General features: G+C 40.9%; 25 protein-coding genes, 1 tRNA gene and 5 pseudogenes. 22 read left to right on the top strand and 9 right to left on the bottom strand.

Annotation, left to right across the window (positions count from 1 at the left end):
* Window positions 1-9: 9 nt before the first annotated feature.
* Window positions 10-1605, top strand: coding sequence for a DUF6923 family protein (locus tag MKP07_RS24450; RefSeq protein ID WP_240849659.1), 1596 nt, complete (start codon window positions 10-12; stop codon window positions 1603-1605).
* A 214-nt stretch (window positions 1606-1819) separates the two neighbouring features.
* Entirely contained in the window at window positions 1820-2140 is a 321-nt protein-coding gene (locus MKP07_RS24445; protein ID WP_240849658.1) for a PH domain-containing protein, read from the top strand.
* A gap of 4 nt (window positions 2141-2144) precedes the next feature.
* Here MKP07_RS24445 and MKP07_RS24440 read toward each other — a convergent pair whose 3' ends face one another.
* The 3 genes from MKP07_RS24440 to MKP07_RS24430 all read right to left on the bottom strand — a co-directional run bounded on the left by MKP07_RS24440 (window position 2145) and on the right by MKP07_RS24430 (window position 5370).
* A complete protein-coding gene (locus MKP07_RS24440; RefSeq protein ID WP_240849657.1) occupies window positions 2145-4034 on the bottom strand; it encodes a tetratricopeptide repeat-containing sensor histidine kinase in 1890 nt (629 codons plus the stop codon).
* 146 nt (window positions 4035-4180) lie between these two features.
* Window positions 4181-5194, bottom strand: coding sequence for a pyridoxal phosphate-dependent aminotransferase (locus MKP07_RS24435; protein ID WP_240849656.1), 1014 nt, complete (start codon window positions 5192-5194; stop codon window positions 4181-4183).
* Window positions 5161-5370 carry a hypothetical protein gene (locus tag MKP07_RS24430; protein ID WP_240849655.1) on the bottom strand — a complete coding sequence of 70 codons (210 nt, stop codon included), beginning with the start codon at window positions 5368-5370 and terminating at the stop codon, window positions 5161-5163. The genes MKP07_RS24435 and MKP07_RS24430 overlap by 34 nt, the downstream gene beginning before the upstream one ends.
* 268 nt (window positions 5371-5638) lie before the next feature.
* Between MKP07_RS24430 and MKP07_RS24425 the strand changes: the two genes are divergently transcribed.
* The 3 genes and pseudogenes from MKP07_RS24425 (at window position 5639) to MKP07_RS24415 (ending at window position 9933) form a co-directional block, all read left to right on the top strand.
* A complete protein-coding gene (locus MKP07_RS24425) occupies window positions 5639-6892 on the top strand; it encodes a preprotein translocase subunit SecD (protein ID WP_240849654.1) in 1254 nt (417 codons plus the stop codon).
* A gap of 56 nt (window positions 6893-6948) precedes the next feature.
* Window positions 6949-8769, top strand: coding sequence for a protein translocase subunit SecF (gene secF, locus MKP07_RS24420; RefSeq protein WP_240849653.1), 1821 nt, complete (start codon window positions 6949-6951; stop codon window positions 8767-8769).
* A gap of 137 nt (window positions 8770-8906) precedes the next feature.
* Window positions 8907-9933, top strand: a pseudogene (locus tag MKP07_RS24415) (DUF6807 domain-containing protein).
* Here MKP07_RS24415 and MKP07_RS24405 read toward each other — a convergent pair.
* Window positions 9907-10920: a hypothetical protein gene (locus tag MKP07_RS24405; protein WP_240849652.1), complete on the bottom strand. Its 1014-nt coding sequence runs from the start codon at window positions 10918-10920 to the stop codon at window positions 9907-9909. The pseudogene MKP07_RS24415 and the gene MKP07_RS24405 overlap by 27 nt on opposite strands.
* Window positions 10921-11029: 109 nt before the next feature.
* Here MKP07_RS24405 and MKP07_RS24400 point away from each other — a divergent pair, with 109 nt between their 5' ends.
* From MKP07_RS24400 to MKP07_RS24390, 3 genes are all read left to right on the top strand, one after another.
* Entirely contained in the window at window positions 11030-11191 is a 162-nt protein-coding gene (locus MKP07_RS24400; RefSeq protein ID WP_240849651.1) for a metal-dependent transcriptional regulator, read from the top strand.
* Window positions 11188-11628 (top strand): metal-dependent transcriptional regulator, encoded by a 441-nt coding sequence (locus MKP07_RS24395; RefSeq protein WP_240851043.1) that lies wholly within the window; start codon window positions 11188-11190, stop codon window positions 11626-11628. The genes MKP07_RS24400 and MKP07_RS24395 overlap by 4 nt, the downstream gene beginning before the upstream one ends.
* Before the next feature lie 134 nt (window positions 11629-11762).
* Complete coding sequence (locus MKP07_RS24390; RefSeq protein WP_240849650.1) at window positions 11763-13577, top strand: Nramp family divalent metal transporter; 1815 nt, start codon at window positions 11763-11765, stop codon at window positions 13575-13577.
* Here MKP07_RS24390 and MKP07_RS24385 read toward each other — a convergent pair.
* The gene (locus MKP07_RS24385) at window positions 13572-14105 is read right to left on the bottom strand and encodes a Crp/Fnr family transcriptional regulator (protein WP_240849649.1); all 534 of its coding nucleotides are present in this window, start codon (window positions 14103-14105) and stop codon (window positions 13572-13574) included. The genes MKP07_RS24390 and MKP07_RS24385 overlap by 6 nt on opposite strands.
* 240 nt (window positions 14106-14345) lie before the next feature.
* On the opposite strand from MKP07_RS24385, the pseudogene MKP07_RS42910 reads away from it, so the two are divergent.
* The 3 genes and pseudogenes from MKP07_RS42910 (at window position 14346) to MKP07_RS24365 (ending at window position 16956) form a co-directional block, all read left to right on the top strand.
* A pseudogene (locus MKP07_RS42910) lies at window positions 14346-15577 on the top strand (isocitrate dehydrogenase (NADP(+))).
* A gap of 123 nt (window positions 15578-15700) precedes the next feature.
* Window positions 15701-16399: a porin family protein gene (locus MKP07_RS24370; RefSeq protein ID WP_240849646.1), complete on the top strand. Its 699-nt coding sequence runs from the start codon at window positions 15701-15703 to the stop codon at window positions 16397-16399.
* Window positions 16400-16530: 131 nt separating this feature from the next.
* Window positions 16531-16956: a GNAT family N-acetyltransferase gene (locus MKP07_RS24365; protein WP_240849645.1), complete on the top strand. Its 426-nt coding sequence runs from the start codon at window positions 16531-16533 to the stop codon at window positions 16954-16956.
* Between the two features lie 11 nt (window positions 16957-16967).
* Here the strand turns inward: MKP07_RS24365 and MKP07_RS24360 are convergent, their stop codons facing one another.
* Genes MKP07_RS24360 through MKP07_RS24350 form a run of 3 tightly spaced genes read right to left on the bottom strand, consistent with a single transcriptional unit; the run spans window position 16968 to window position 18339 of the window.
* Window positions 16968-17573, bottom strand: coding sequence for a TlpA family protein disulfide reductase (locus MKP07_RS24360; protein WP_240849644.1), 606 nt, complete (start codon window positions 17571-17573; stop codon window positions 16968-16970).
* Window positions 17574-17626: 53 nt separating this feature from the next.
* Complete coding sequence (locus MKP07_RS24355) at window positions 17627-17923, bottom strand: hypothetical protein (RefSeq protein ID WP_240849643.1); 297 nt, start codon at window positions 17921-17923, stop codon at window positions 17627-17629.
* Window positions 17905-18339, bottom strand: coding sequence for a hypothetical protein (locus tag MKP07_RS24350; protein ID WP_240849642.1), 435 nt, complete (start codon window positions 18337-18339; stop codon window positions 17905-17907). The genes MKP07_RS24355 and MKP07_RS24350 overlap by 19 nt, the downstream gene beginning before the upstream one ends.
* Window positions 18340-18983: 644 nt before the next feature.
* Between MKP07_RS24350 and MKP07_RS42905 the strand changes: the two are divergent.
* From MKP07_RS42905 to MKP07_RS24295, 11 genes and pseudogenes are all read left to right on the top strand, one after another.
* Window positions 18984-20089 (top strand): annotated as a pseudogene (locus tag MKP07_RS42905) (3-isopropylmalate dehydratase large subunit).
* 19 nt (window positions 20090-20108) lie between these two features.
* Complete coding sequence (locus tag MKP07_RS43880) at window positions 20109-20348, top strand: aconitase family protein (protein WP_317235886.1); 240 nt, start codon at window positions 20109-20111, stop codon at window positions 20346-20348.
* 143 nt (window positions 20349-20491) lie between these two features.
* Window positions 20492-21088: a 3-isopropylmalate dehydratase small subunit gene (gene leuD, locus MKP07_RS24335; protein WP_240849640.1), complete on the top strand. Its 597-nt coding sequence runs from the start codon at window positions 20492-20494 to the stop codon at window positions 21086-21088.
* A 107-nt stretch (window positions 21089-21195) separates the two neighbouring features.
* A pseudogene (locus MKP07_RS42900) lies at window positions 21196-21956 on the top strand (2-isopropylmalate synthase); the annotation flags it as partial.
* The gene (locus MKP07_RS24325; protein WP_394803693.1) at window positions 21933-22622 is read left to right on the top strand and encodes a homocitrate synthase/isopropylmalate synthase family protein; all 690 of its coding nucleotides are present in this window, start codon (window positions 21933-21935) and stop codon (window positions 22620-22622) included. The pseudogene MKP07_RS42900 and the gene MKP07_RS24325, both read left to right, overlap by 24 nt.
* A complete protein-coding gene (locus MKP07_RS24320; RefSeq protein ID WP_240849638.1) occupies window positions 22559-22711 on the top strand; it encodes an alpha-isopropylmalate synthase regulatory domain-containing protein in 153 nt (50 codons plus the stop codon). The genes MKP07_RS24325 and MKP07_RS24320 overlap by 64 nt, the downstream gene beginning before the upstream one ends.
* A gap of 65 nt (window positions 22712-22776) precedes the next feature.
* The gene (locus MKP07_RS24315; protein ID WP_240849637.1) at window positions 22777-23763 is read left to right on the top strand and encodes a hypothetical protein; all 987 of its coding nucleotides are present in this window, start codon (window positions 22777-22779) and stop codon (window positions 23761-23763) included.
* A 405-nt stretch (window positions 23764-24168) separates the two neighbouring features.
* Entirely contained in the window at window positions 24169-24660 is a 492-nt protein-coding gene (locus MKP07_RS24310; protein WP_240849636.1) for a hypothetical protein, read from the top strand.
* 112 nt (window positions 24661-24772) lie between these two features.
* Window positions 24773-25843, top strand: coding sequence for a 3-isopropylmalate dehydrogenase (gene leuB, locus MKP07_RS24305; protein WP_240849635.1), 1071 nt, complete (start codon window positions 24773-24775; stop codon window positions 25841-25843).
* Between the two features lie 16 nt (window positions 25844-25859).
* Window positions 25860-26185, top strand: a pseudogene (gene ytxJ, locus MKP07_RS42895) (bacillithiol system redox-active protein YtxJ).
* A gap of 47 nt (window positions 26186-26232) precedes the next feature.
* Window positions 26233-26306 (top strand) — tRNA-Met (locus MKP07_RS24295).
* A 67-nt stretch (window positions 26307-26373) separates the two neighbouring features.
* Here MKP07_RS24295 and MKP07_RS24290 read toward each other — a convergent pair.
* Window positions 26374-26751: a hypothetical protein gene (locus tag MKP07_RS24290; protein ID WP_240849634.1), complete on the bottom strand. Its 378-nt coding sequence runs from the start codon at window positions 26749-26751 to the stop codon at window positions 26374-26376.
* Between the last annotated feature and the right edge of the window lie 136 nt (window positions 26752-26887).

Here is a 26887-nt window from a genome sequence, read left to right as displayed (position 1 = left end):
TTTTTCTCGTTGAACCTGTTTGCTCAAAGTCCAACGCAGGTCAATTGCTCCAACGGATCAGCCTACATTATTAACAGCACTGGGGAGTCTAACACGAGTGACTTGTACACTTTTGATCTTTCAACCGGTAATGCCACGCTGGTAAAAGCTGGGATTATTCCTTCGGGTGGCGCTTCGAGGTATGTAAATGCGCTGGGGTATAACCCGGTTGATGGATACATGTACGGTTACCTGATGTATACCGGTAAGGTTTTTCGGGTAGGTGCAAACGGAGCTGTTCAGGAAATAACAGTGGCAGACCCTAACAGTCTTTTACCTACGGGTATTTCCTATGTAGCAGGTGATGTGGCTACAAATGGCATTTATTATCTCTATGATTACGAAAACAGGAATTTCATCAGCATAGATCTGAACTCAGCTACACCTACTGCGGTGCTGGAGTACAATGTACCAACCGGCACATTTGCCGGTACCGGTTCTACTACTAATGTTAACGATTTTGTTTTTAGCCCCGTGGACGGAAATATTTATGGGATAACCAGTGGTCTTCAATTGTTCAGGTATAATCCAACTACGAATACCATGACGGTACTAGGTTCTGTTTCGGGCACTACCGGTACAGGAACCTATGGTACTGCTTTTATGGATAACCTGGGTAATATGTTTGTTGGTAATAACCTCACCGGCCAGATCTATAAAATTGCGACTCCTAATACTTTAGTGGCGCCGGCAGGTAGTATTGTCGCAACACCTTACTCAAGCGCTTTCCAGGGCTATTTCCCTAACGATGGCGCCCGTTGTGCCCGTTGGGTTGCGCCTGTAGCTATTAACGACTCAACGGCCATTGCGCCAAATGTAACCAGCCCGGTAACATTAGATATTAAAACCAATGACATCGCTGGTACCTACGCCCTGGATCCGGCCTCTGTGCAATTATATACGGTTGGATCTACCACACCGGATGCAGATGGTTCTATTTTTATAACGGGTAAAGGAACATTTACGCTGAATCCTGCTACTGGTGTGGTAACATTCCTCCCTGTTGCAGGTTTTACAGGAGAAGCCGTAATAGAATACACTATTAAAGACAACCAGGGTAATATATCTAATCACGCTACCATCAAAGTAAAAGTAGATGCCACACTCCCTGTTACACTGGGATCGATGGAAGCCCGGATCGTGAACGGCCAGCTGGTAGTAAACTGGAATACCCTGAGCGAGTTGAATAACGCTTATTTTGATATTGAAGTATCGAGTGATGGCGAACGTTTCGTTAAAGTGGGAAAGGTAAACAGCCTGGCGGCGGATGGCAATTCCAGTGCTGCGCTTCATTATAACTTTAAGACAGATGTGGCTGCCGCTACCGGCTTATTAGGAATCTCATTATTTGCTGTTGCCTTCAGCTGCCTGGCGTTTAATAAACGTAACAAATGGGTTTACTCCTTACTGCTGGTAAGCGGGCTTACAGTTATGGGATTGGCTTCCTGCTCAAAACAAGATGCAGCTGTAAATGACACCACAGGAAAAGTATTTGTACGCCTGAAACAGGTAGATAAAGACGGTGGTTACAAATATGTAAAAGTTGTAGAAGCCATACAACAGTAAACTGATACAATTTTGCTCCTACTCAAAAGCCAGCGGTTTAAATATCGCTGGCTTTTTTATGGCGATTTTTTCTTAGCACTTTACCTGTACTTTGATGTAACTTAGAAGTAAGTATTAACCCCGACTATGATGATCGTATATAAAACAAAAGCCAGCCTCCTCATTAAGCTATTATTTATTATTGCTTTGGTTGTTTTGTTGATTGTTGCGCTGGTTGAAAAGTATTGCCTTATTTGCGGTTACAGCCGGGTTTGGAGCTTTTACTCTTTACATTTTTTACACAACCCACTATACCATTTACGAAAATATATTAACCATTAAAAGCGGGTTTCTTTTTACAGAATCTTTAGATATTGAAACTATCAAAAAAGTAAGCCGTAAAAAACGTCACCTCTTAAGCGGTCCCGGTTTTTCTGTCGATAGATTAATGGTAGAATACAACGAGCATGATTGCGTTATTATTGCACCTCGTTTACGCCAGGCCTTTATTGAACATCTGAAAAGGATCAATCCTGATATTCGTTATATTGAGTAACAGACTATACTGCGTGCAGAACGGTAAGTTCCCTGGCTCTTACCACCAGTATTATTTCAGTGCCTTGCCCTGGTGCAGAATTGATCTGTATATCGGCATTGATTTGATTAGCCCTTGCCTTTAAATTTTTTACGCCGTTTCTATTAGTAAGTTTGAGAGGATCAAATCCTTTACCATTGTCTTTTACAATAAAGCACAGATCGCCCTGGTCCTGGGACGCTTTAATAGATGCCTGGCTACATTCTGAATATTTAATCAGATTATTTACCGACTCCTTAATAATCAGGAAAATATTTCTTCTTGTTTCCATAGGTAGCGGAATTTCAGAAATAGCATCAGGAAAGTCTATCTCAAAAGCAATGTTTTTCGATTCAAATAATGGTATAGAAAACTCGCTGATATGCATGCTAAGGTTACTGAATTTATCATTACTGGGTTTTACCAGCCAGATGATATCATCTAATGCTTCCAAAGTATCCTTAGCGTTGGCCTCTATCTTGGATAAAAGATCATGCGAATCATTCCCATTCTTGCGCAAGAGTTCGCTAAAAATATGAATACTGCTTAAAGAAGACCCCATATCATCATGCAGGTCTGAAGCGATCTGCGAACGGATCTCTAATTCTCTTTGCAGCGATCGGTTTCGCTCCAGGAGTCGGTTTCGCAAATAATATAAAATGCCCGACGCTAGTAATAATAAGAATAAGATAAGACTACCAATCATTATAATATTCTTATTCTTATCGTCTTTTTCGAGTAATGCTATTTTGTTCTGATGATAAGCTACTTCCCTGGCCCTTAAAGACTGCGAGCTTTTAACATTAAGAATACTATCAGAAAGGGCCTTATAAAGACCGCTATAGCTATACGCCTGCGCCCAGTTATTTTCAGCTTCTGATGTTTTCATCAACCCAAAGTAGGCTTCTTTGGCTTCCGTTACAGATCGTATAGCGGTTGAAATGTACAGCGCGCTGTCGTACATTTGACGAGCCATTTTAAAATCACCGTCTTTTAAATGTGCGGCTGCAATATGATTATAGCTATTGGCAATAAAAATTCTGTCACCTAATTCAATATTTATCGGTAGCGCTTTTTTGTATAAGGCCAGTGCCTTATCAGATTTTCCCTCTTCTAAAAGAATATTGCCTAAACTGTTATAGCAAATAGCTATTCCTTTCAGATCATTTCTTTTCTTATTATACTCTAATGCCCGATCATAATAGATGCGTGCAGAATCAGCAATATTCAGTTTTTCATAGCACTCCCCCATATTCTGAAGGTTGATGGCAATACCTCTTTCGTTGCCTGCTTTGATAGCTAATGGCATACACTGTGCAAAATAGTCAATGGCAGCACGGTAATTACCTTGCGCTAAATGAATATTTCCAATACTGTTCAATGCTATGGTGGTGCTGTAATCGTCGCCTGTTTTTTCAGAAAGTTTTAAGCCATCCATCAGATACTCCAGAGCGGTATTATAATCATCCATTCTCCGGTAAGCAACTCCGAGGTTATTATATGCCTTAATTTCTTCGTGTACGTTTTCCTGCTTTTTAGATAACTCCAGGGCCTTAATGTGGAGACCGATGGATTCATTGTACTCGGAAAGCTCCCGTTTAAAATATCCGTAGGAATTATAAAGCAACGGCCCTACCTCTTTGTAATGCAGCTGATCTACTAACCGGAAAGCTTCCTCATACAATACGCCGCGCGATACATCACGTCCATTCTTTTCTACATAACTTAAAATAGAATCAACCTTTGCCTTATTATCAGGCATTAGCAAAATCACATTCTTCTTATCCTGTGCGTTTACAATTGAGTGGAATATTGACAGGAATGCAATACAAATGATTGCAAACAGAATGCGCTTACGTTTAGTGTGAAGGCTCATGGCTTAGTTTCAATTTAACTCAATCTTCTCAAGAATCAGTCAATCCTTCTGTTGCAAATCTATTCAATATTTTTCACAATCGTTGTAAAAGCTGCAATGTATAAAAAAACTCCCTCATCGGGAGTCTTTTATACATATTAAATTTTTTACTGCAATTTAGATAGCGCATCCTTAATCCGTCCCCATCCTTTTTCTATATTGGGTAAGCTGTTAGCAAATGAAAAACGAACACAATTAGGTTCACCAAATGCAGCTCCCATAACTGAAGATACGTGTGCGGTGTTCAAAATATACATACATAAATCAGCAGAATCTTTTATAAAAGTCTCTCCATCTGTTTTACCAAAATAAGCGCTCATATCAGGGAAAATATAAAATGCTCCATCCGGATCAGAGCAGATAACACCGGGGATATCACCCACTAATTCTAAAACACGCTTTTTACGGCGCGTAAATTCTTCTGCCATTTCTTCTGTTGGTTTCAGATCGGTTGTTAAAGCTGCTACACCGGCTTTTTGCGCAATAGAGCAGGTACCGCTGGTAAATTGTCCCTGCAGTTTCTCCATTCCTTTTGCAATAGTAACTGAAGATGCAGTGTAGCCAATGCGCCATCCGGTCATTGCAAAACCTTTACTTAATCCATTTACGATAACTACCCTGTCCTTGATCTCCTCAAACTGGGCTATACTTTCGTGATCGCCTACATAATTAATATATTCATAGATTTCATCAGAGATGATGGTTACCTGCGGATGTCTTTTAAAAACTTCTGCTAAGCCAGCCAATTCTTCTTTGCTATATACTGCTCCTGAAGGATTACAGGGAGAAGAAAACAAGAAAGCTTTTGTATTGGGCGTGATCGCAGCCTCCACTTCTTCAGCGGTAGCTTTAAATCCTTTTTCTATGCTGGTTCTGATCTCAACCACTTTACCGCGGGCAATCTTTACCAACTCCGAGTAAGTTACCCAATAAGGTGTTGGAATAATTACCTCGTCATTTTCATCTACCAAAGCCAATAACACATTCGCCAGGCTTTGTTTGGCCCCTGTAGATACTACGATCTGCTCAGGTTTATAATCCAGGTTATTATCTCTCTTCAGCTTGGTGCAAACCGCTTCACGTAAGTCTAAAAGCCCGGTACGGGTGTATAGTGGCTCCAATTATCATTGATAGCCTGAATAGCAGCCTGTTTTATGTGTTCGGGTGTATCGAAGTCAGGTTCGCCAAGGCTAAGGTCAATTACATCAACACCTTTCGCCCTTAATTCGCGCCCCAATTTTGCCATCTTAAGCGTTTCCGGCTCTGCAAAGCGCTCTAAAAGAGATGATAATTGCATTTTTTAAATATTTTTCTGTTAGAATAAAAAATCATGCAAATGTAATAGTTGATTAGTTTAAAAGTTTAAAAGTTTGGGGTTAATTTATAGAAAAACACTTTTCCTGATATTTTTTCGCACATACGGTTATCAACTTAATAACTTATCAACTTTCAATTCGCCTAACCCTTATCTTTGCAGCCTTTAAAAAAACCGGATAAGGTCTTTTGGTGCATTATTGTGCCGGATACCTTTACCAAACTAAGTGAATTATAAATATTAAACTCGTATGCAACTCAAAGGCCTGGTTCGTTTTTTTACGATTTTGCTTATCATTTATTCCCTGTATCAATTATCGTTTACCTGGTTTGTAAGAAATCATGAAAAGAAGCTTGAAAAACAAGCGCAAAGCTATGTAGACAAAACTCATCCGGCTGCTGCTGCCAAGTATCCCGCCAACAAAGATTCTCAGGCAATTTACCAGGAATGGTTAAATGAAGCTTATGAAGCGAGATTGGTTGAATTAAAAGACAGCACCAGAGATGTTACGGTATCTTATGGTATCACAGGTCCTATCAGCTACCAAAAAGCAAAAGGCGAAGAATTGAACCTGGGTCTGGATCTTCAGGGTGGTATGAACGTAACCATGGAAGTGGAAATGAGCGGTGTATTATCTACACTGGCTAATAACTCCAAAGACCCAAACTTCACTAAAGCTATAGTGAATGCTGACCATAGAAAAGCAAACAGCGATGCTAATTTTGTAACCTTATTTGTTGACGAATACAAAAAGTTGGTTCCCAACGGAAGATTGGCTGCATTGTTTGCTAACTCCAGCAATACAGAATTAAAAGCTACTGACGATGATGCTAAAGTAATCAGCTACCTGAACAAACAGGCGAAAGCTGCATTTGATAACACATCGAGGTTGATCACTACGCGTATTGATAAATTCGGCGTAGCACAGCCCAATATTAACCCGGATGCTGAAAAGCAAATTATCTCTGTTGAGTTACCAGGGGTGCAGGATAAAGAGCGTGTAAAGAAAAACCTTCAGGCGAGCGCCAACCTGCAATTCTGGGAGGTATATAATATTAGTGAGATCTGGCCAAATGTTCAGAAAGCAGATGAGTTGTTTTTTGCCGGTAATGGTGGAAAAGTTGCAGCAGACAGTACTGCTGCCAAAGATTCCACTGCCGTAGCCAGCGCAACCACAGATACCTCTAAAACGGCAGCAACTGCCAAAGTTGACACGGGTAACCTGCAGGCTCAGTTAAAAGACCTTGCTAAAAAAGATGCACCCAAAGCTAATGCAGCAGCTACCAATCAGGAAGCTGAAGCTAAAAAACATTTATATGGATGGATCGGTTTCTCTGTTGATCAGCAACAGGGACGATTGATTGATAATGGTATGATTGGCCAGGTGTTGACAAAAGACACTTTCAATATTCGCAGAATATTGGAATCGGCAAACGTTAAAAACCAGTTCCCTGCTGACCTGGTTTGGATGTTTGGCATCCCTGAAAAAAATCGCCTGTTGTAGGTTTATATGCCATCAAAACATTTGGTCGTCAGAAAGCTAAACTGGAAGGTGAGCAGGTGATCAACGCTGGTTACGATTTTGACCAGACCGGCAGAACCAATGTGAGCCTGGAAATGAGCAATTCGGGTGCTAAACTATGGGCTGATCTTACAAGAGCGAATGTAGGACGTGCTATTGCCATCGTGGTGGATGGTACTGTTTACTCCGCTCCTAATGTTAACGAAGCCATCGAAGGCGGCCGTTCCAGCATTTCCGGTAGCTTCTCACAAGAGGAAGCAAGCGATCTGGCTAATATCTTAAAAATTGGTAAACTGCCTGCTCCTGCTAAAATTGTATCAGAAGAAACAGTAGGGCCAACACTGGGAGCTGCTGCTATCCAGGGTGGATTGAAATCTTTCATTATTTCTTTCATTGTGATATTTGCCCTGATGATCATCTACTACAATACCAGTGGCTGGGTGGCTAATATTGCTTTGATCTTAAACCTCCTTTTCACTATTGGTGTATTAGCCGGTTTGGGGGCAACATTAACCGCTCCGGGTATTGCGGGTCTGGTATTAACCATCGGTATGGCGGTTGACACCAACGTAATCATTTACGAAAGAATTAAAGAAGAACTTAGAAAAGGAAAAGCATACCTGCCGGCAATTAACGATGGTTATAACCGCTCGTTAGCGCCTGTATTGGATGGTCACGTTACCACTTTGCTTACGGCCTTTATATTATATTACTTTGGATTGGGGCCTGTTAAAGGTTTTGCTACCACGCAGATTCTGGGTCTACTTCTTTCCTTATTCTGCGGTATCCTGGTGAGCCGTTGGGTAAGCGATTGGTTTACCAATAAAAACAAGCACCTGAACTATTTCAGCAAAGTAAGTAACGCAATCGAGAAGAAGTCGAAATTCAAATTTATCGAGTTCAGAAAAAGGGCTTATGTAATTTCTGCTATCATCCTCATACTGGGTATTGCTACCATTTTTAATGGTTTCGATTACGGTGTTGAATTTGATGGTGGACGCAGCTATCGTGTGGAGTTTGGTAAAGTAGTAGATGTTGAAAAAGTGAGAGATGATCTGAAAGCTGCTTTTGACGATGAAAACCCGATCATTAAAACAGTAGATGATAACAGCAAGCTGGATATCACTACTTCTTACATGATCCGAGACCCAAGAACAGAAGTAGCCGACTCTATTGTAACGCATAAACTATTTGAGGGGTTGAAGAGCTATTTACCAGCCAACACAAGCTTCAGCCAGTTTGATACTGTTTATAAAACACGTACGCAAAAAGTATTACCTACCATTTCTGACGATCTGAAGAAAGGCGCAGTAAAAGCAACCCTGTTCGCCATGATCGCAATATTCCTGTACATCTTTATTCGTTTCCGCGACTGGAGGTTCTCACTGGGTACTATTTTCGCGCTGATACATGATACATTGGTTACTTTAATCGTATTCTCTTTTGCCAAGGAAATCGTTCCTTTCCCATTAGAGATCGATCAGCACTTTATCGCGGCGATCCTTACGGTGATTGGTTTCTCTATGAACGATACGGTGGTAATCTTTGACAGGATTCGTGAAGACATGAAGCTTCATCCTACCATGGATCAGAAAACCCTGGTAAATAAAGCGATCAATGAAACCTTAAGCCGTACCATTATGACAACCTTAACGGTATTCTTAACCATCCTGATCCTGTTCATTTTTGGTGGTGAGGTTACCCGTGGTTTTGCATTCGCTATGTTGATCGGTGTGGTTACCGGTATCTACTCTACAGTATTTGTGGCAGCACCTGTACTGGTAGATCTGAGAGGTGGTATCCGCAAGGATAAAACAAAAACGGACGCTTCGGCTGCAAAGGCAGAAACAGCTAAATAAATAATACGAACTTTATAATCTATAAAAACCGGGTACTTCAATACCCGGTTTTTTTATTTTCAGTCGGGTCTATTTGTAAATAAAGCGGTAAAGAGTTATCTTGAAAACCTCAATTATACCTTTCAAATTATTGCCCGATGAAACAAACGATCGCTGTATTTTGCCTTTTACTTTGCACACCGCTGCTCTACTCCCAAAATGGTTTTAGTATTATCTCCAAACCAGGCGATAGGCGTGCTGACATTATCTATAATGGTCAATTAATTACCTCCTACTGTTATTACGATTCAATAGCTAAACCTTTTTTGTACCCTGTAAATACTATTGACGGTATTACGGTAACCAGGGGCTATCCTATTGCTCCACGATTGGGTGAAAGAACAGACCACCCGCATCATGTAGGTATATGGCTGAACTACGAATCGGTAAATGGCATTGATTTCTGGAATAATTCTACGGCAATAGCGGCTGATAAGAAAAACTTATATGGTACCATTAAACACGAGAAAATTGAACGGGCCAGTAAATCTGCTAACAAAGCGCAACTTGTAGCTACTGCTAACTGGTATAATAACCAGGAGCCCATTTCTTAAAAGAAAAAACCACCTATGACTTTAAAGTACAAAACGGAGTAGTGATCATTGACAGATCTACGACTCTCACGGCGTTAAAAGAGCCCGTAGTATTTAAAGATGTAAAAGATGGTTTTTTTGCTATCCGTGTGGCCAGGGAACTGGAAATGCCTTCGAAAGAGCCCGGTATTTTTGTTGATGCACATGGCAACAAAACAAAAGTAGATCCTTCATCGGGCGCCAATATCTCCGGCATGTATTACAATAGCAATGGTATAAAAGGAGATAATGTTTGGAGCAGTAAAGCACCCTGGGCCATGCTAAAGGGCATCAAGGATAGTAAAGATATCACCATTGCGATTTTTGATCACCCCGCAACACCGGATACCCTACTTATTGGCATGCAAGGGGATACGGACTATTTGCGGCCAATCCTTTGGGCCGAAAAGTTTTTAGTAACGGCGCAGAAACCCTGAACTATACCCTTCAGCCGGGTAGCTCCGTAACCTTCAAATACCGTCTGTCAGTTGCCTCTAAAAACATGCAGGCGTCAGAGGTAGAAGCTTTATCGAAGGATTTTCAGAAACAATAGATAGTTATTTTTTAGGGGCTTTCTTTTTAGGATACCTGCCATTAAACGTGCAGTCCAGCGCTCCCATGCGCGATCCGCACCCTCCAACTCCTTCAGGGTAACACCGTTTTTATCGAACTCAAACTGCAGGGCGCAGGGATCACCCGGTTTCTTATAGATAACGGTATTTTCTGAAGTAATATTGGCTTCGCCTTTAAGCTCACCGCTGCACTCGGAATTCTTTTCTTCCAGGTGAATATAAAACTGAACACGGCCAGGCTTAATATTATCACGAATGGAAATAATATTACGCGAGCCCACACCATAATCCCCGGCGAATTTATAATTCCGCCCAAGGGTATCAATAGGATTGATCACTTCGGCATCGTCGCCCAAAGCGTCTGTCATTACCAGCATGAATTTCTTAGCAGCACTGTTCAGCACATATATATCATCGCCGCTTATCTCAACGTCATTCGGTAGTTTTTTGATGGTCTTCTTACTAATATTAAAAAGCTTATCAATTGTAACCAGCGTGGAAACGCCTCTTTCCTTCTGGCTCTTCATAAACGGCATTGCAGCTAAAAATTCATGTTTGTTGTTATAGGCCGAAATAAACATCACTTTTGTTTTGGCAGTGGCAGCCTTCGACATCAGGTAAACCGTCCCTTCTTTTTCAAGGATTTTTCCTATAGCATACAACTTAGGTTTTTCGGCTCCAAAGCTGGCAGTTAACACACTATCGGGCGTAAATTCATTAAAAATCTCCGCACTAATAAGCAAACTATCATCTGTTTTAGCATACAGGGAGCTATCTGCATATATAAAAGGCAGCTGAGCCTCTGGAAAGAAATCCACAAATTCCTGCAAATTCACATCATCTTCCCCGGCCATTTTTTTCTTCTTATTGCCGCAGGAGAACACCATTATCATCATTACAGTAAAAAGCAGAGCCTGTATAGCATAATTGTTACCTATTATATTAACTACAAATAAACAATACTTCACCAATAATACCATAGTTTTTGGAAATGTACTTTAAGGCGAACCCGATTTGCACGGAAAGTTTTATAATATCGAAAATTATTTTTAGGTTTGTCTAAATTATTATTTAGGCATGATCCGATTTTCGATCGCAGAAGAGAATTATCTTAAGACCATTTACCACCTCCAGACCACATCAGGTATTGTTGCTACCAACGACCTGGCTACCACACTTCACACAGCCCCTGCTTCTATTACCGACATGCTAAAAAAGCTGAGTAAAAAGGATTGGTGAGCTATAAAGCTTATTACGGCTGCACGCTTACTTCCGCTGGTACTGAGGCGGCGGTAAGTATTGTAAGACGACATCGTTTATGGGAATACTTTCTCTCGCAAAAATTGGGTTTTAACTGGGAAGAAGTGCATGAAGTAGCGGAAGAGCTGGAACATATCAGCAATGAAAAACTGATTAATAAGTTGGATGCCTTTTTAGGATTTCCCCGAACCGATCCGCACGGAGACCCCATTCCGGATGCTAATGGTAAGATCATACAGCCCAAGCAGGTATCATTGGCTACTCTTTCAGAAAAAGAACAGCTATCGTTACGCAGATCGGGAACCAATCTTCCCAGGTACTTGAAATGCTGGACGAAAAAATATCTCCATCGGAAGCAGCATACAGGTTATCAAAAAATATGCTTTCGACGAATCGATGGAAGTGAAAACCGATAATAAACACCATTCCTATTTAACCAAAGAGTTATCTCAAAACATCTTCATCAAAAACTAATGGCAAAGCATCACTCAGAAATTTCCTTAAGCGAGGTTCACAATTCGGTAGACACTACAGCCCCCAATAAATCGAGATGGAGACGTATCCTGGCTTTTTTGGCCCCGCCTACCTGGTTAGTGTTGGCTATATGGATCCGGGGAACTGGGCTACAGACCTTGCCGGTGGCAGCCAGTTTGGCTATTCGCTTTTATGGGTACTGGTAATGAGTAATCTTATGGCCCTGCTATTGCAAAGCCTCTCTGCCCGGTTAGGCATTGTACGCAACCGAGACCTGGCGCAGGCCAACAGGGAAACCTACCCTAAGAAAGTAAATTTTGCTTTGTATATACTCGCAGAAATCGCCATTGCGGCAACTGATCTGGCAGAAATATTGGGTATGGCCATTGGCTTACAATTACTCACCGGCATGCCATTGATCTACGGGGTAATGATCACAGCATTGGACACTTTTCTATTGATCATGCTGCAAAGGCTGGGTATGCGAAAGCTGGAGGCATTCATTATTGGCCTGATCTTTATTATCGCCATGTCCTTTCTTATACAAATTATGGTGGCTAAACCCGACGCCAGTGAAGTGATTTCCGGCCTGGTACCCCATATTGAAAATGATACAGCATTATATATTGCTATTGGTATTATTGGCGCTACAGTGATGCCACATAACTTATACCTCCATTCGGCTCTCGTTCAAACCCGTAAATTCAACAGGGATGATGCGAGCATCAAAAAAGCTTTGAAGCTGAATTTCATCGACAGTGCTGTTGCACTCAATATGGCCTTACTCGTGAATGCTGCTATACTGATACTGGCTGCTGCCGTCTTTTATAAAACAGGCCGGTCGGATGTGGGTGAAATCAAGCAGGCTTATGAGCTGCTGCCTCAACACCTGGGAAGCAACGTTGCCGCCAAACTATTTGCTATCGCCTTAATTGCTGCCGGGCAAAGCAGTACCATTACCGGTACTCTTGCAGGCCAAATTGTAATGGAAGGCTACCTCAGACTGCGCATCAACCCTATTGTACGCCGTTTGATCACCCGCTTAATTGCTATTGTACCAGCAGCACTGGTTATATTGATTAACGGAGAAGAAGACGTGGACAGCCTGCTTATATTTAGCCAGGTGGTTTTAAGCATGCAGTTAGGATTTGCCATTATACCGCTGATCCATTTTGTAAGCGACAAAAAAACGATGGGTAAGTTTGTGATCAAACCCTGGGTAAAGGTATCGGCCTGGCTGATAACCGTTGTACTGGTATATCTTAACGCACGTTTAATTGTAGAAGAAGCCATGGGCTTTTTCTACGCTCCGGGAAACCTTATCTGGAAGATTTTTATCATCCTGGGAGCTATTGGTTTTGTTGCGCTTTTGGGCTATACCACCTTTTTCCCATTCCTTAAAAAAAGATCTGAGCAGAAGATAACCATACACGACAAACCTAAAATACTGGAAATATCCCCTGTACGGAAATATAACCGTATTGCAATTACCCTCGATTTTGGAGACCTGGATCAAAAAGTGATCAGTCATGCGCTATCGCAGGGTACTCCTGAGTCGGTTTACTACCTCATCCATATCACCGAAAGTGTTGCTGGTGGCGCCAATTACACTGAAAGTATGGACGATGAAACGGTTAATGATTATAAATTCCTGGAGGAGTATGTGAGCCAGCTAAAAGCAAAAGGGCACCAGGCGGAAGCAAAACTCGGATTCGGCAATACGGTGGATAGCATTGCAAAGATCATTAATGATTCCAATGCCGAACTCCTGGTAATCGGAGCGCACGGCCACAGAGGTATTAAAGACCTTATTTATGGAGAAACCATTAACCAGGTGCGGCACCTGATTCATATACCGGTATTGATAGTGCCTGCAAAAGCTGGATTATAAAGTTGGACGTTTTACCCTTAAAAGATGCTTAAACCTGCTAAAGGTTTCTGGTTTAATGTTTAAATAAGAAGCCAGGTATTTCTGTGGTACACGTTGTAAAGTTTCCTGGTGGTTTTCTACAAAATTTAAAAACCGGTCACGTGGTGATTGCATGATCAGGCTGGTTTGCCATTTATCTTTCAATACCATGGTATGAACAGTAACCAACCTGCCTAGTCTTTCAAAACTATGGCTGGAAGCAAATAAGCGTTCCATATCATCGAAGGTTAAAGAGATCAGCACACTGGGCTCAATGGCTTCAACAAAATACTCAGAAGGAGTGCGGGTATAAAATGATTCCTGGGCCGATATCAAATGCCCCTCCCGGGATATCTGCACAATATGCTCCTCCTCTCCCGTTTTATAATATTTTCTTATCAGTCCCTTGCTGATAAAATTCATATAATTTTCTACGTCGCCTGCCTGGGTGATAACCTGCTTTTTAGCAAATTCCCGGAGAGTGATAATAGGAAGCAATTCCTTTTTCACTTCGGTGTCGGTGAGCGGTACAAATTGTCGTAAAAATTTTACGAAATCGCCTGCATTTTTTCATTAACGGCCATACTCAAAGGTAACATAATTGATGTTTTATCATATAATATTCTACAACGGCTAATTAACTAAATTGTTGTTAACAGTATTATAGCTTTGTAAAGTTAAAACTCTATTGTCTATTGATGTATTTATCTGTAGATTTGCCGGAATCACAAATTCTTAAACGATATATATATGGCTGAAAAAATCAAAGTGGCTAATCCCGTTGTGGAACTTGATGGCGATGAAATGACACGCATCATATGGAAATTTATCAAAGACAAATTAATTCTTCCTTATGTTGATCTCGATATTAAATATTTCGATCTGGGTGTTGAGTACAGAGATGAAACAAATGACCAGGTAACCATTGATGCAGCAAATGCTATTAAAGAACATGGTGTGGGTATTAAATGTGCCACTATTACACCAGATGAAGCACGTGTTACAGAGTTCAACCTGAAACAAATGTGGAAAAGCCCGAACGGAACCATTCGTAACATTTTAGATGGAACGGTTTTCCGCGAGCCAATCGTTATCAAGAATATCCCTCGCCTGGTTACCAACTGGACGGCTCCTATCATTGTAGGTCGTCATGCATTTGGAGACCAATACCGTGCTACAGATACCGTAATTAAAGGTAAAGGTAAATTAACCATGACTTTTGTACCTGAAGATGGCGGCGAAGCACAGACTTTTGAAGTATACAACTTTAAAGGAGATGGTGTTGCAATGACCATGTACAATACAGACGAGAGCATTTATGGTTTTGCACGCAGCTGCTTCAACGTTGCGCTAAACAAAAAATGGCCTTTATACCTTTCTACTAAAAATACCATCCTTAAAAATACGATGGCCGCTTTAAAGACATCTTTGAAGAAGTGTATCAAAATGAATTTAAAACGAAATTTACTGAAGCAGGTATCGTTTATGAACACCGCCTGATCGATGACATGGTAGCCAGCGCCCTGAAATGGAATGGCAATTTTGTATGGGCTTGTAAAAACTACGATGGTGATGTACAAAGTGATACGGTAGCACAAGGATTCGGATCATTAGGTTTGATGACTTCTGTACTGGTTACACCTGATGGTAAAACAATGGAAGCGGAAGCCGCTCATGGTACAGTTACCCGTCACTACCGCGAGCATCAGAAAGGTAATCCAACCAGCACCAACCCTATTGCCAGCATCTTTGCATGGACAAGAGGTTTGGCTTTCCGTGGTAAATTAGATGAGAACCAACCTTTGATCGATTTTGCTAATGCTTTGGAAGCTGTTTGTATTGAAACAGTAGAAGAAGGTAAAATGACCAAAGACCTGGCTGTTTGCGTTCACGGCAACAAGGTAAGTCATGGCGATCATTATTTATATACTGAAGAGTTTTTGGAAGCAATTGACGAAAACCTGAAAAAGAAATTAGCTTAATTTCTGCGCTATATTTTTTACAAAAATGCATCAATGAAAATTGGTGCATTTTTTTTATGCACCAGGCAACTATCCTGCAGCATTTTCCATCCTTTGAAAGGTATACCTCCAAAAAAATATCTTATGCGGAAACTGCTTGCTAGCTTAATAACATTTTTGCTGATCCATAGTACCGGTATAACCCAAACACGCATTGGTATTACGGCAGGCGGCAACCTTTCTAACATAACCTGGAAACAGTTTTCCAATAAACAAGCTACCCGGTTTTTACCGGGATATCAATTAGGATTTACCGTCACAAGCCCTCTAAAGATTCTTAGTCGCCAAATCCATATACAACCGGGCTTGCTGTTTTCCCGAAAAGGGTTTCAACAAAATTACAGCGACTATCTGGGCAATGCCGATTACAAAGTGAGACCCTACTACATTGAGTTACCGGTTAACCTGCTTTATTTGATTCCTAATAAAAACGATAAGAATGTTTTTGTTGGCCTTGGACCTTATGTAGCCTGCGGGATCGAAGGACAATGGGAAATTAAATACCATGGAAATACCGGCAATTTTGTTGGTGATATTGAATATGCAGATATCAACGATCAAAAGCCTCCCCGATATTATATAGGCGACGAAGCATTCAATTATGGCAAGAGAATAGACTACGGCGTTAATATGCTGGCAGGCTACGAACTATGGGGTAATCTTCAGGTACAGGCTCATGGACAGTTAGGTTTGCGAAACCTCGCGCCACCTAAAAATGGAGTAACCGGTAATGAGTACTTTAAAAATATCAGCCTGGGCCTTTCTCTCAACTACCTGCTTTAGTTCATCTAAACACTAACATTGCTAAATAAAAGGCAACACTTATTTTTATAGATAATTTTAAAGATGTCTATTCAAATAAGAAAAGCAACAATAGCAGAGCTTCCTACTATCAAACAACTGGCGCTTGAGATATGGCGGCTACTTATTCCACCATATTATCGCAGGAGCAGCTGAATTATATGCTGGATCTCTTTTATAGTGATGCCTCACTTCAAAAAGACTTGAATAAACCCGGCTACTCATTCTTTATTCTGGATTGCGACCAGCAGGATACAGGGTTTGCCGGATTAGAAATAAGAAATGATGAAACAGCCCATCTGCACAAAATATACCTTTCTCCCAACCACCAGGGCAAAGGCCTGGGGAAAAAGCTGATCCATTTTATTATTGACTTTGCAAAGAATGCCGGTGCAGCAAGCCTCACATTAAACGTAAACCGGTATAATAAAGCCATACAGTTTTACGAGGCGGTTGGCTTTGAGATTGTCAACGAAGTGGATGTTGAAATTGGCAATGGCTATTTTATGAATGACTATGTGATGAAAAGAAAACTCTAAATGAGACCTTACTACGGATTTTTTAAGTGATCGTATTGAGGGAGATATTTTCCGATTTCATACCTGAAATTATGCATCTCAAAATCATCGTTCATCACCCGCCCTTCTTTACTGATGACAATATAACGTGGAATTCCATTAATACCGAAAAGTTCTCTTATATACCTGTATTCATCAGCATCCAGGTAATATGTGTTTGTTAACTCCTGCTTTTTGACAAACGATTTGTATTGCCTTGCAGGTGATTCATCCTTCGCAGTAATGAACAAAAACGTAAAGTCTGCATTATTTTTATACTCAAGCCTTGTGGCATGCAATTGCTTAATTCCGCTTATGCACGGGCCGCAGGTAGTGGCCCAGAAGTCCACAAAAACTACTTTCCCGGCATAAGGTGCTATCATTTTTTTGAATAAGGCCCCCGCGTACGATTCAGGAAGCTCAATGCCATTTTCATTTCTTTTCCGAAGGGTTTCATTCAAAAGTATATCCGATTGTTGCCGGTAAAATTCATTATAGAGACTTTCTTTAATTGGTCCGAGATAATTCATTAAAGTGTCAGCGCTCGCTGAACGTAATTCAAATTTGAATGCGCTGGCGATCCGGTGAAGTCTAATCATATCGTATATTTTACCGTAATTCAGGTATAAACATTCCCTGGCTATTGAGTCCCTCATTTTGTCAGTTCTCTGCACTTTTTCCAGAACCGGCCCCGAAAAGCATTCATCCATTGAATAGTTCCGATATACAGCTGGCCAAATTCGATCTGATTGATCAGCGAGCTGAACTGTTTAGAAATAAACATGCTGTTATCTTGAAAATCAATCTTTTTAATAAAGTTGTAAAAGTCAACAGGCAGTTTAGTTTGCAAGACGATATTAGATGGATTTGATCGTCTCTGATCAGTTCTTTCACCTACATACTCATACAAGCACATTAGCATATTGACGTTCAATTCTGCATGAGCCAAAGCTTTTTGTTTTTCATCCGCATGATGATTGAGCAGAATTGAATCCAGTACCCGGCTCTGGTCATCCCAGACTTTAAGCGTTTCCTTTTGAACTCAACAGGGTCTGCCTTCACAGCCTGCCTGGTCACCCATTCGGGGTCTGTTTTAAATATGGGAATACTATAACGATTACGATTTATATCAGCTAGCGGCCCATTGAACTGAATGGCTTCGGGCTTTTCATTTTTCCTGAATACCCTCCAGTCGATAACCAAACCCAGCGCCTGACCGGGTTCTATATAGAAACTGAGCCATTGATTATTGAGGTCCATCTCTACAATTTTAGGGTACCACATCGGTATACGGGCTTCAAAACGGCCATCTTCGAAAATTTTAACAACAACAGGCTGATCAACACGGGAAAATTCATTCTCCATATAAATTATGCCCGTTTTAAAACCCTCCGATAACCTGTAACCGTTAAGGTATCCCACTATTGTAGCTGAATCTGTCGAGAAAAAAGATCATCATTACCATAGCCGCTTATCGGAGTTTTTCTGCTATTCCTCTGCAATTCTCCAGTCATCCATTGATCCACTTCAGGAGGAATAGCCTTAATTTTCTGACCAGAAACATCATTAAAAACAAATAACAGAGAGCAGAAATAAAGCAGTTTTTTGATAAGATTCATAGTTTTAGTTTGCCCTTGAAAGATTGATTAAAAGAATACCATCAACCCAATACCCCAGTATAAAATATTGAATTAATTACGTTATCCAAATATAATTTCCTAATAACATTCAATAGTGTTAAGCTTCTCTAAATTGAAGTTAAAAAAATCATATAAATATAACTTTCAATTACTTACATATAAACAGATAACAAAAACCTCCATAAAGCTGATCATATAATTGTAATTTATACAATTAATATTATTACAACCCTCAAGTCAAACCAGAAGGCTGTAATAACTCATAAAACAGTAGCTATGTCCGTTTAAAATCCTGATATTCTTGTTACCTTTACGTGCTTTCGAAAAGCAATGTTTGCACGAATTTTTTAACTATAAGCATTATTTACAATGAGTACAAATCCAACCACTTTGTTTGATAAAGTCTGGGACGCCCACGTGGTAAGAAAGATCGAGGACGGTCCGGATGTTTTATTAATTGACCGCCATTTTATTCACGAAGTAACCAGCCCGGTGGCCTTCCTGGGTCTTGAAAACAGAGGAATTGGAGTAATGTACCCGCAACGTACTTTTGCTACCGCCGACCACAACACCCCTACCATTAACCAGCATTTGCCTGTATCGGACCCTTTGTCGGCGAAACAACTGGCTGCCCTTTCAAGCAATGCAGAAAAATATGGTATTTCGATCTGGGCTCTGGGAAGTCCTAAAAATGGTATTGTGCACGTAGTAGGACCAGAAAACGGTATTACACAACCAGGTATGACCATTGTTTGCGGCGATTCGCACACTTCTACCCACGGTGCTTTTGGTAGCATTGCTTTTGGTATCGGCACTTCTGAAGTAGAGATGGTACTTTCTTCACAATGTATCATGCAGCCGAAACCTAAAAAATGCGCATTACCGTTAATGGTAAATTAGGCAAAGGTGTTTTACCAAAGGATGTCGCTTTATATATCATTGCCCAAATTACGGCAAGTGGCGCTACTGGTTATTTTGTAGAGTATGCAGGTGAAGTATTTGAGAATATGACCATGGAAGGCCGTATGACGGTTTGTAATATGAGCATTGAGTCGGGCGCACGTGGTGGTATGATCGCTCCTGATGAGAAGACTTTTAACTATGTTAAAGGAAAAGATAAAGCTCCAAAAGGTGAAGCCTGGGATACGGCGCTTGCTTACTGGAAGACCTTAAAGACCGATGCAGATGCTAAATTTGACTACGAGCTCACTTTTAACGGAGCTGACATCGAGCCTCAGATTACTTACGGAACCAACCCTGGTTTAGGAACCGGCATTACCCGTAAGATACCTAAGGCATCCGAAGTAAAGGACGGCGAAGCATCTTACAAAAAATCGCTGGCTTATATGGACTTCCAGGAAGATGAAGAAATCATTGGTAAAAAAATCGATTATGTTTTCCTGGGTAGCTGTACCAATGGCCGTATCGAAGACTTCCGGGCTTTTGCCTCAATTGTGAAAGGCAAAGAAAGCTGACAATATCACTGCATGGCTGGTGCCAGGGTCGCATATTGTAGAGGCGCAAATTAAAGAAGAAGGTATTTTAGATATATTGATTGAAGCCGGATTTGAATTAAGACAACCCGGATGTTCTGCCTGTCTGGCAATGAATGATGATAAAATTCCTGCCGGTAAATATGCTGTAAGTACCAGTAACCGCAACTTTGAGGGAAGACAAGGTCCGGGTGCCCGTACCCTTTTGCCAGCCCATATGTTGCAGCTGCAGTTGCAGTAACCGGCGTAGTTACCGATCCGAGAGAACTGATCGAAGAGGAAGCAGCAGTTTAGGTAATTAATGATAATTAAATAATAATCATTAATATACATTTAATTATCTACAGTAAAACATTAAGTTAAAATTCAAATCTTACATTACAAATGGCTTACGATAAATTTACAGTATTACAATCCACGGCGGTTCCTTTGCCTATTGAAAACGTAGATACCGACCAGATCATTCCGGCCCGTTTCTTAAAAGCAACAGAACGTAAAGGCTTTGGCGATAACCTGTTTCGCGATTGGCGTTATAACAATGATGACTCTCCCAAGCAAGACTTCGTACTGAACAATCCTATATATACTGGTAAAATACTGGTAGGTGGTAAAAACTTTGGTAGCGGTAGCAGCCGTGAGCATGCTGCCTGGGCAATCTACGATTATGGATTCCGCTGTGTAATATCCAGCTTCTTCGCCGATATTTTTAAAGGAAACTCACTGAACATCGGCATCCTGCCGGTAACGGTGAGCGAAGCTTTCCTGGACAAAATATTCAAAGCAATTGAAGCTGATCCTAAAACAGAACTGGAAGTAAACCTGCCTGAGCAAAAAGTCACCATTTTGGCAACCGGCGAATCAGAAAGTTTTGATATCAATGGCTATAAGAAGCATAATTTAACAAACGGCTTTGATGACATTGATTATCTGCAAGCTATGAAAACTGAGATAGCTGCTTTTGCTGAAAAGAGTATATACTAAACCAGGCACCAGACGGTTGCGGAGATTGGATCAAACAGTCTGTTACCTGTAATTTTACAAAAAAATAAAAGGCGCCTTTGGGTAAATCTAAAGGTGCCATAGTTATAATGGACCGGCGTCATATTGAAATAATGGACACAACGCTGCGCGATGGTGAGCAAACCAGCGGCGTGTCGTTCTCAGCACAGGAAAAACTAACTATTGCCCAATTACTGCTTACGGAAGTAAAAGTAGACCGGATTGAGATCGCCTCAGCCCGTGTATCTGAGGGAGAATTCCAGGCAGTAAAAAGAATTACCGATTGGGCCAGCGCCAACGGCCTTATTGATAAGGTGGAGGTTTTGACCTTTGTAGATGGCGACACTTCCATTAAATGGATGCAGAAAGCAGGTGCCAAAGTAATGAACCTGCTCACCAAAGGCTCGCTCAATCACCTGACGCACCAGCTTAAAAAACACCGGAACAACATTTTGCTGAAATAGCAGCCGTTTTAAAGCTGGCTAATAAAAAAGGGATTACCTGTAATATATACCTGGAAGACTGGAGTAACGGTATGCGTTTTTCGAAGGACTATGTTTTTCAGTATATCGACTTTTTGGCTACCCAACCCGTAAAAAGGGTGCTACTCCCCGACACATTGGGAATACTGATTCCGTCCGAGGCTTCAAAATATCTTACTGAAATTATTGAACGATACCCCACCCTTCACTTCGATTTTCACGGACATAACGATTATGACCTGAGTGTAGCCAATGCGCTTGAAGCTGTAAAAGCGGGCGTTAAGGGATTACACCTTACTATTAACGGCATGGGAGAACGGGCGGGTAACACGCCGTTGGAAAGTGTGGTTGCTGTTTTAAACGATTTTCAAAAGGATGTGAAAATATCGGTGAATGAAAAAGCGCTTTACAAAGTAAGCCGGTTGGTAGAAGCTTTTTCGGGGTTCAGGATATCAGCCAACAAGCCCGTTGTTGGAGAAAATGTATTTACCCAAACAGCCGGGATACATGCGGATGGTGATAAAAAGAAAAACCTTTATTATAATGACCTGATGCCCGAACGTTTTGGCCGCAAAAGAAAGTATGCGCTGGGCAAAACATCGGGTAAAGCCAATATTGAGAATAACCTGACCCAGTTGGGCATTCAATTGTCTGACGAAGATCTGAAGATTGTAACCCAAAGGATCATCGAATTGGGAGACAAAAAAGAGACCGTCACCCAGGATGATCTGCCTTATATCATTTCTGATGTATTGGACAGCCATACTATTGGTGAGAAAGTAACGGTAGAAGATTATGTATTGACGCATTCTAAAAGCATGCGCCCCTCAACAACTGTGAGGCTAAAATTTGAAGATGGTGTTGTTGAGGAGCACGCATCCGGCGACGGACAATATGATGCTTTTATGAATGCGCTTACCAGGATTTATTCAAAAAGAAATTACCACTTCCCCGGCTTCGCGATTATATTGTGCGCATTCCGCCAGGCGGTAAAACGGACGCTCTTTGTGAAACGATTATTACCTGGGAACTAAATGGAAGGGAATTTACGACCACGGGCCTGGATAGCGATCAGACAGTAGCTGCGATCAAAGCCACCCAAAAAATGTTGAACCTGATATAAACTGAAGCAATCTAAAAGGTTTGTGAAAATCAAACAAATAAAAGCATCCTGAAAGAAAACCAGATATGAGACCATTCTTCCTGTTGTTCTTTTTGATTTTGGCCATAGAACCCGTGGTGCTTGGGCAAAAAAATGATGCAAAACCGGCAGCGGTTCATTCAAGGTCTTTGGACATCTCAAGATCCAGGAGCATATTGCTGGATAAATTTCTTGAAAAGGATCAATTAGGTGTAATGCTGGAGCTGGATCGTATAACCATGCTCGAAGACGACGACTACATTGCTTTATATCCTATCGAATTCTGGCTACTCTCCTATTGGCTTGGGGATTACGAAGTAATTCTTTCTTCCTGTAAAAACCTGAACACCGATAGCATCGCTCAATATAAAAATCAAAAGACCATCAGGATCCCGCCACAACAGGATTACCTGGCGCCTAAACTACTGGAGAAATCATTGACTTCTAAAGACTCACTTATCAACCAAATTAATGCGGCCTACCTTTCTGAAGAAGAAAAAGGATTTTTACGATTAAACCTCGCTTACCTTTTACCCGAACAGTCAACGCCGGAAAGACACCAGGAAGTTTTGAACCAAATGTCTGACGATTTCCTGACGCGCTACCCCGGCAGCGATTATGCCGATTTTACCCGCGAGTTTGTTCGTATTCAATATAAAGAAACCAGGAATGGAGGCAGCTATTCCTTTTACACAGGTAAGTTTTTATTTACAGGAAATCTGACAGATTATTATAAACAACCTACTCTTTTCGGTCTGGCTTTCGATATTGTAAGAAATAACTGGATCTACCAGCTCAATATCGCCATAAGTTTTACCAAAACTAAAACAGAGATGACGTCTGATAATGATATATGGCCTGAAAAATCAAAAGCTTTGGGAGGCTACGCTAACCTGGCTTTGGGTAAGTATCTTATTGATACAAAAACACTGGCCCTAGCCCCCTCGCCGGCATTGGTATTTTTGGCCTTGATCCTAATACCAACAACGAAGATGCTGATAAATTTAAAGGTGCTGGTATTAAAACAGGCATAGCCGGCAGCTTTGGTTTTACCGGCGATCTTAAATTCAGACCAAAAGAAGGCAATTATAATAGCTTTAGCGGTTACTATGGCAGGCAAAGAAATACAACTTCTTTGCGTTTTGGTTATGAGTATATTGCAACTCCTTTAAAAAACAAGTATTTAAATTATTCCGGTACCGTTCATAAAATAACTTTAGGAATCGCTTTTTCAACCAGGCGCCTTCAACGGTCTCTATAAAACAGTATTTTGAAGCTTTCAAAAATATATTATCCTTTATACCGCTGGCTCTGCTTCTTATTGCAGACCTGGTGCTTATTATATTAGATATCCGCAATTTCTACCATCCTTTCCCTGATTCCCAGCTGTACGATATTGAAACCAACAATAGTTATGCGGAAGATTTTCAGAACCTGAAATGGATCATTATGATGATGGCCTTAGTGCTTATTGCAATGGTTCGGCAGGAAAAAAATACTTCACCTGGATACTGGTTTTCCTCTTTTTATTCCTGGAAGATGTTTTTAGAATACACCAGTCTTTAGGACATTTCTTTTACAATATATTTGGAATGACCACAGGCCAAAGAGGAAGTAAGATCATGGAGCTTTTTGCTGCTGCCTTTTTAGGGTTTATATTTATGGCTCCTGTGCTGGAGGCTTATAAAAAAGGGGATGCTCTTTTTAGAAAACAGTCGAAAGTGATGTTCATTTTGCTGGCACTTTTTTTATTTTGTGCGGTAGTGATTGACCAGGCGCACCGTTTGGCTATTGTGCAATACAACTGGAAATATAACGTGGTATTCGGATTGCTGGAAGATGGAGGCGAGCTCATCACAGAAAGTATTTTAACGGGCTATTTAATATCGGTAGCCCTGCGACTTAAAAAAGTCGACGTAATTGGTAATTAAATGAATAGGATGCATAGACAGGCAATTAGCTTGTACTGGCTTTATAGATCATTTTAAAGATAATAATTAGAAAACCGTTCGTCCCGGGCCCCGGGCGACACAAAAAACACAGATGAAAAAGAACATTTTAATAGTTCCCGGTGATGGGATCGGCCAGGAAGTAACTGAAGTTGGTAAAAAGGTTTTAGATAAGATCGCTGAAAAATTCGGTCATGAGTTTACTTATGACGAAGCTTTGATTGGCCACGTAGCCATCGAAGCTACCGGTAATCCGCTGCCAGACGAAACATTGACCAAAATGAAAAACTCTGATGCGGTTCTATTTGGAGCAGTAGGCCATCCCAAGTATGACAATGACCCGTCTGCTAAAGTAAGACCAGAGCAAGGATTATTGAAAATGCGTAAGGAGTTAGGTTTGTATGCCAACCTGCGCCCTATTAAATTGTTTGATGAGCTTTTGGATGCATCCAGCATTAAACCCGAGATCTTAAAAGGAGCTGACATTTTGTTTTTCCGTGAATTGACCGGTGATATTTATTTTGGTGAAAAAGGAAGAAAAGATAATGGAGATAGCGCTTACGATGTAGCGGCCTACAGCAAGTTTGAAGTGGAGCGTATTGCCCGTAAAGCTTTTGAAGCAGCCCGCACCCGTGGCAAAAAATTATGCTCGGTAGACAAAGCGAATGTTTTAGAAACAAGCCGCCTGTGGAGAGAAGTAGTGCAGGTTGTAGCTAAAGATTACCCTGATGTGGAAGTAGAATACCAGTTTGTTGATGCTATTGCAATGCTGCTGATCAAAGACCCTAAAAAATTTGATGTTATTGTTACTGCAAACTTGTTTGGTGATATCCTTACTGACGAGGCGTCTCAAATAGCAGGTTCAATGGGTATGCTGGCATCCGCTTCTATTGGCGACGGCACGGGCGTTTACGAACCTATTCACGGATCTGCTCATGATATTACCGGTAAAGGCGTAGCCAACCCAATGGCTTCCGTACTTTCGGCAGCGTTATTGCTGGATATTTCTTTTGGACTGAAAGAAGAAAGTAATGCTGTGATTGCAGCTGTAGATGCGGTATTGAAAGCAGGTTTCAGAACAGGCGACATTGCAGATGCGTCTACACCTAAGGATAAAATATTAGGAACAGCGGCTATCGGTGAAGAAATACTGAGCCGTATTTAAAATAAAAACAGAGATTATGAGCTGGATAACATTGAATAGTGTTGAACAATTGGAAGCCATCAACCAGAAGTCTTTTGAAAAGCCTCAACTGATCTTTAAACATAGCACACGCTGTTCCATCAGCAGTGTTATCAAGAACAGGTTATACAAAAAGGAACTACCGGGGAAATTGACTTTTATTACCTGGATCTTATTGATAACCGGCCGGTATCCAATAAAGTAGCTAGTCATTATGGTATTGAGCACGAATCTCCGCAGGTACTTTTAATAAAGGACGGCAAGTGCATTTTCGATGAAAGTCATAGTGCCATTTACATGGAAGACATTGTTGAAAAAGCATAAAAAACATTTCTTTTTTACAAAGGAATCCTCTATTTTTGCCGCCCATTGGCGGGGTAGCTCAGGTGGTTAGAGCGCAGGATTCATAACCCTGAGGTCACGGGTTCAATTCCCGTCTCCGCTACAAACGGGAGTAGAGTCCCAAATTTGATTGGACTGTTCAATTTAGAGCAGTCCTTTTTCTTTCAAAATCAAATATTATGATCCAATATTTTATTGAAAGAAGTGGTTCGACAACGTCCATCAGGAAAGTAAAAACCATTGTTGAGCATTTGCTTTTTATCAACTGTTACACTTTCATATAGCTCATTCAAAGATGTCAACTTATCTATATGGTGACTTACCAATTTTAATTGCTGTGCCTTACCAGGCAAGCTTGTAGCAGTAAGCTGTTCCAAAAGCAAACTTTTTTCTAGACGATACTTTTTATACCATTTTTTATATGTTTCCGACTCAATTTCATTATTAAAATATCTTGATTCTAACCTTTCGATATTCTGTTCAACTTGCTGTAGCTTACTCTTATCTTGAAGTTCGGATTTCTTTTTATGCTCTACTGCAGAAGCCAATCGTTTATTAATTCTTTTTCCCTTAATCTATACGAACGCTTCGAGAGTCCGGATGCTTCCAACGGGTGAGTTCATCACTGCAGGCGTCAAGGCAACCGCTAGAATAACCGGCGACACACTGATCATCCGAATCACC

This window comes from Paraniabella hibiscisoli (assembly GCF_022512515.1).
In the GTDB taxonomy this organism is placed as follows: Bacteria; Bacteroidota; Bacteroidia; order Chitinophagales; family Chitinophagaceae; genus Niabella; species Niabella hibiscisoli.
This window is presented reverse-complemented; position numbering and strand designations above follow the sequence as displayed.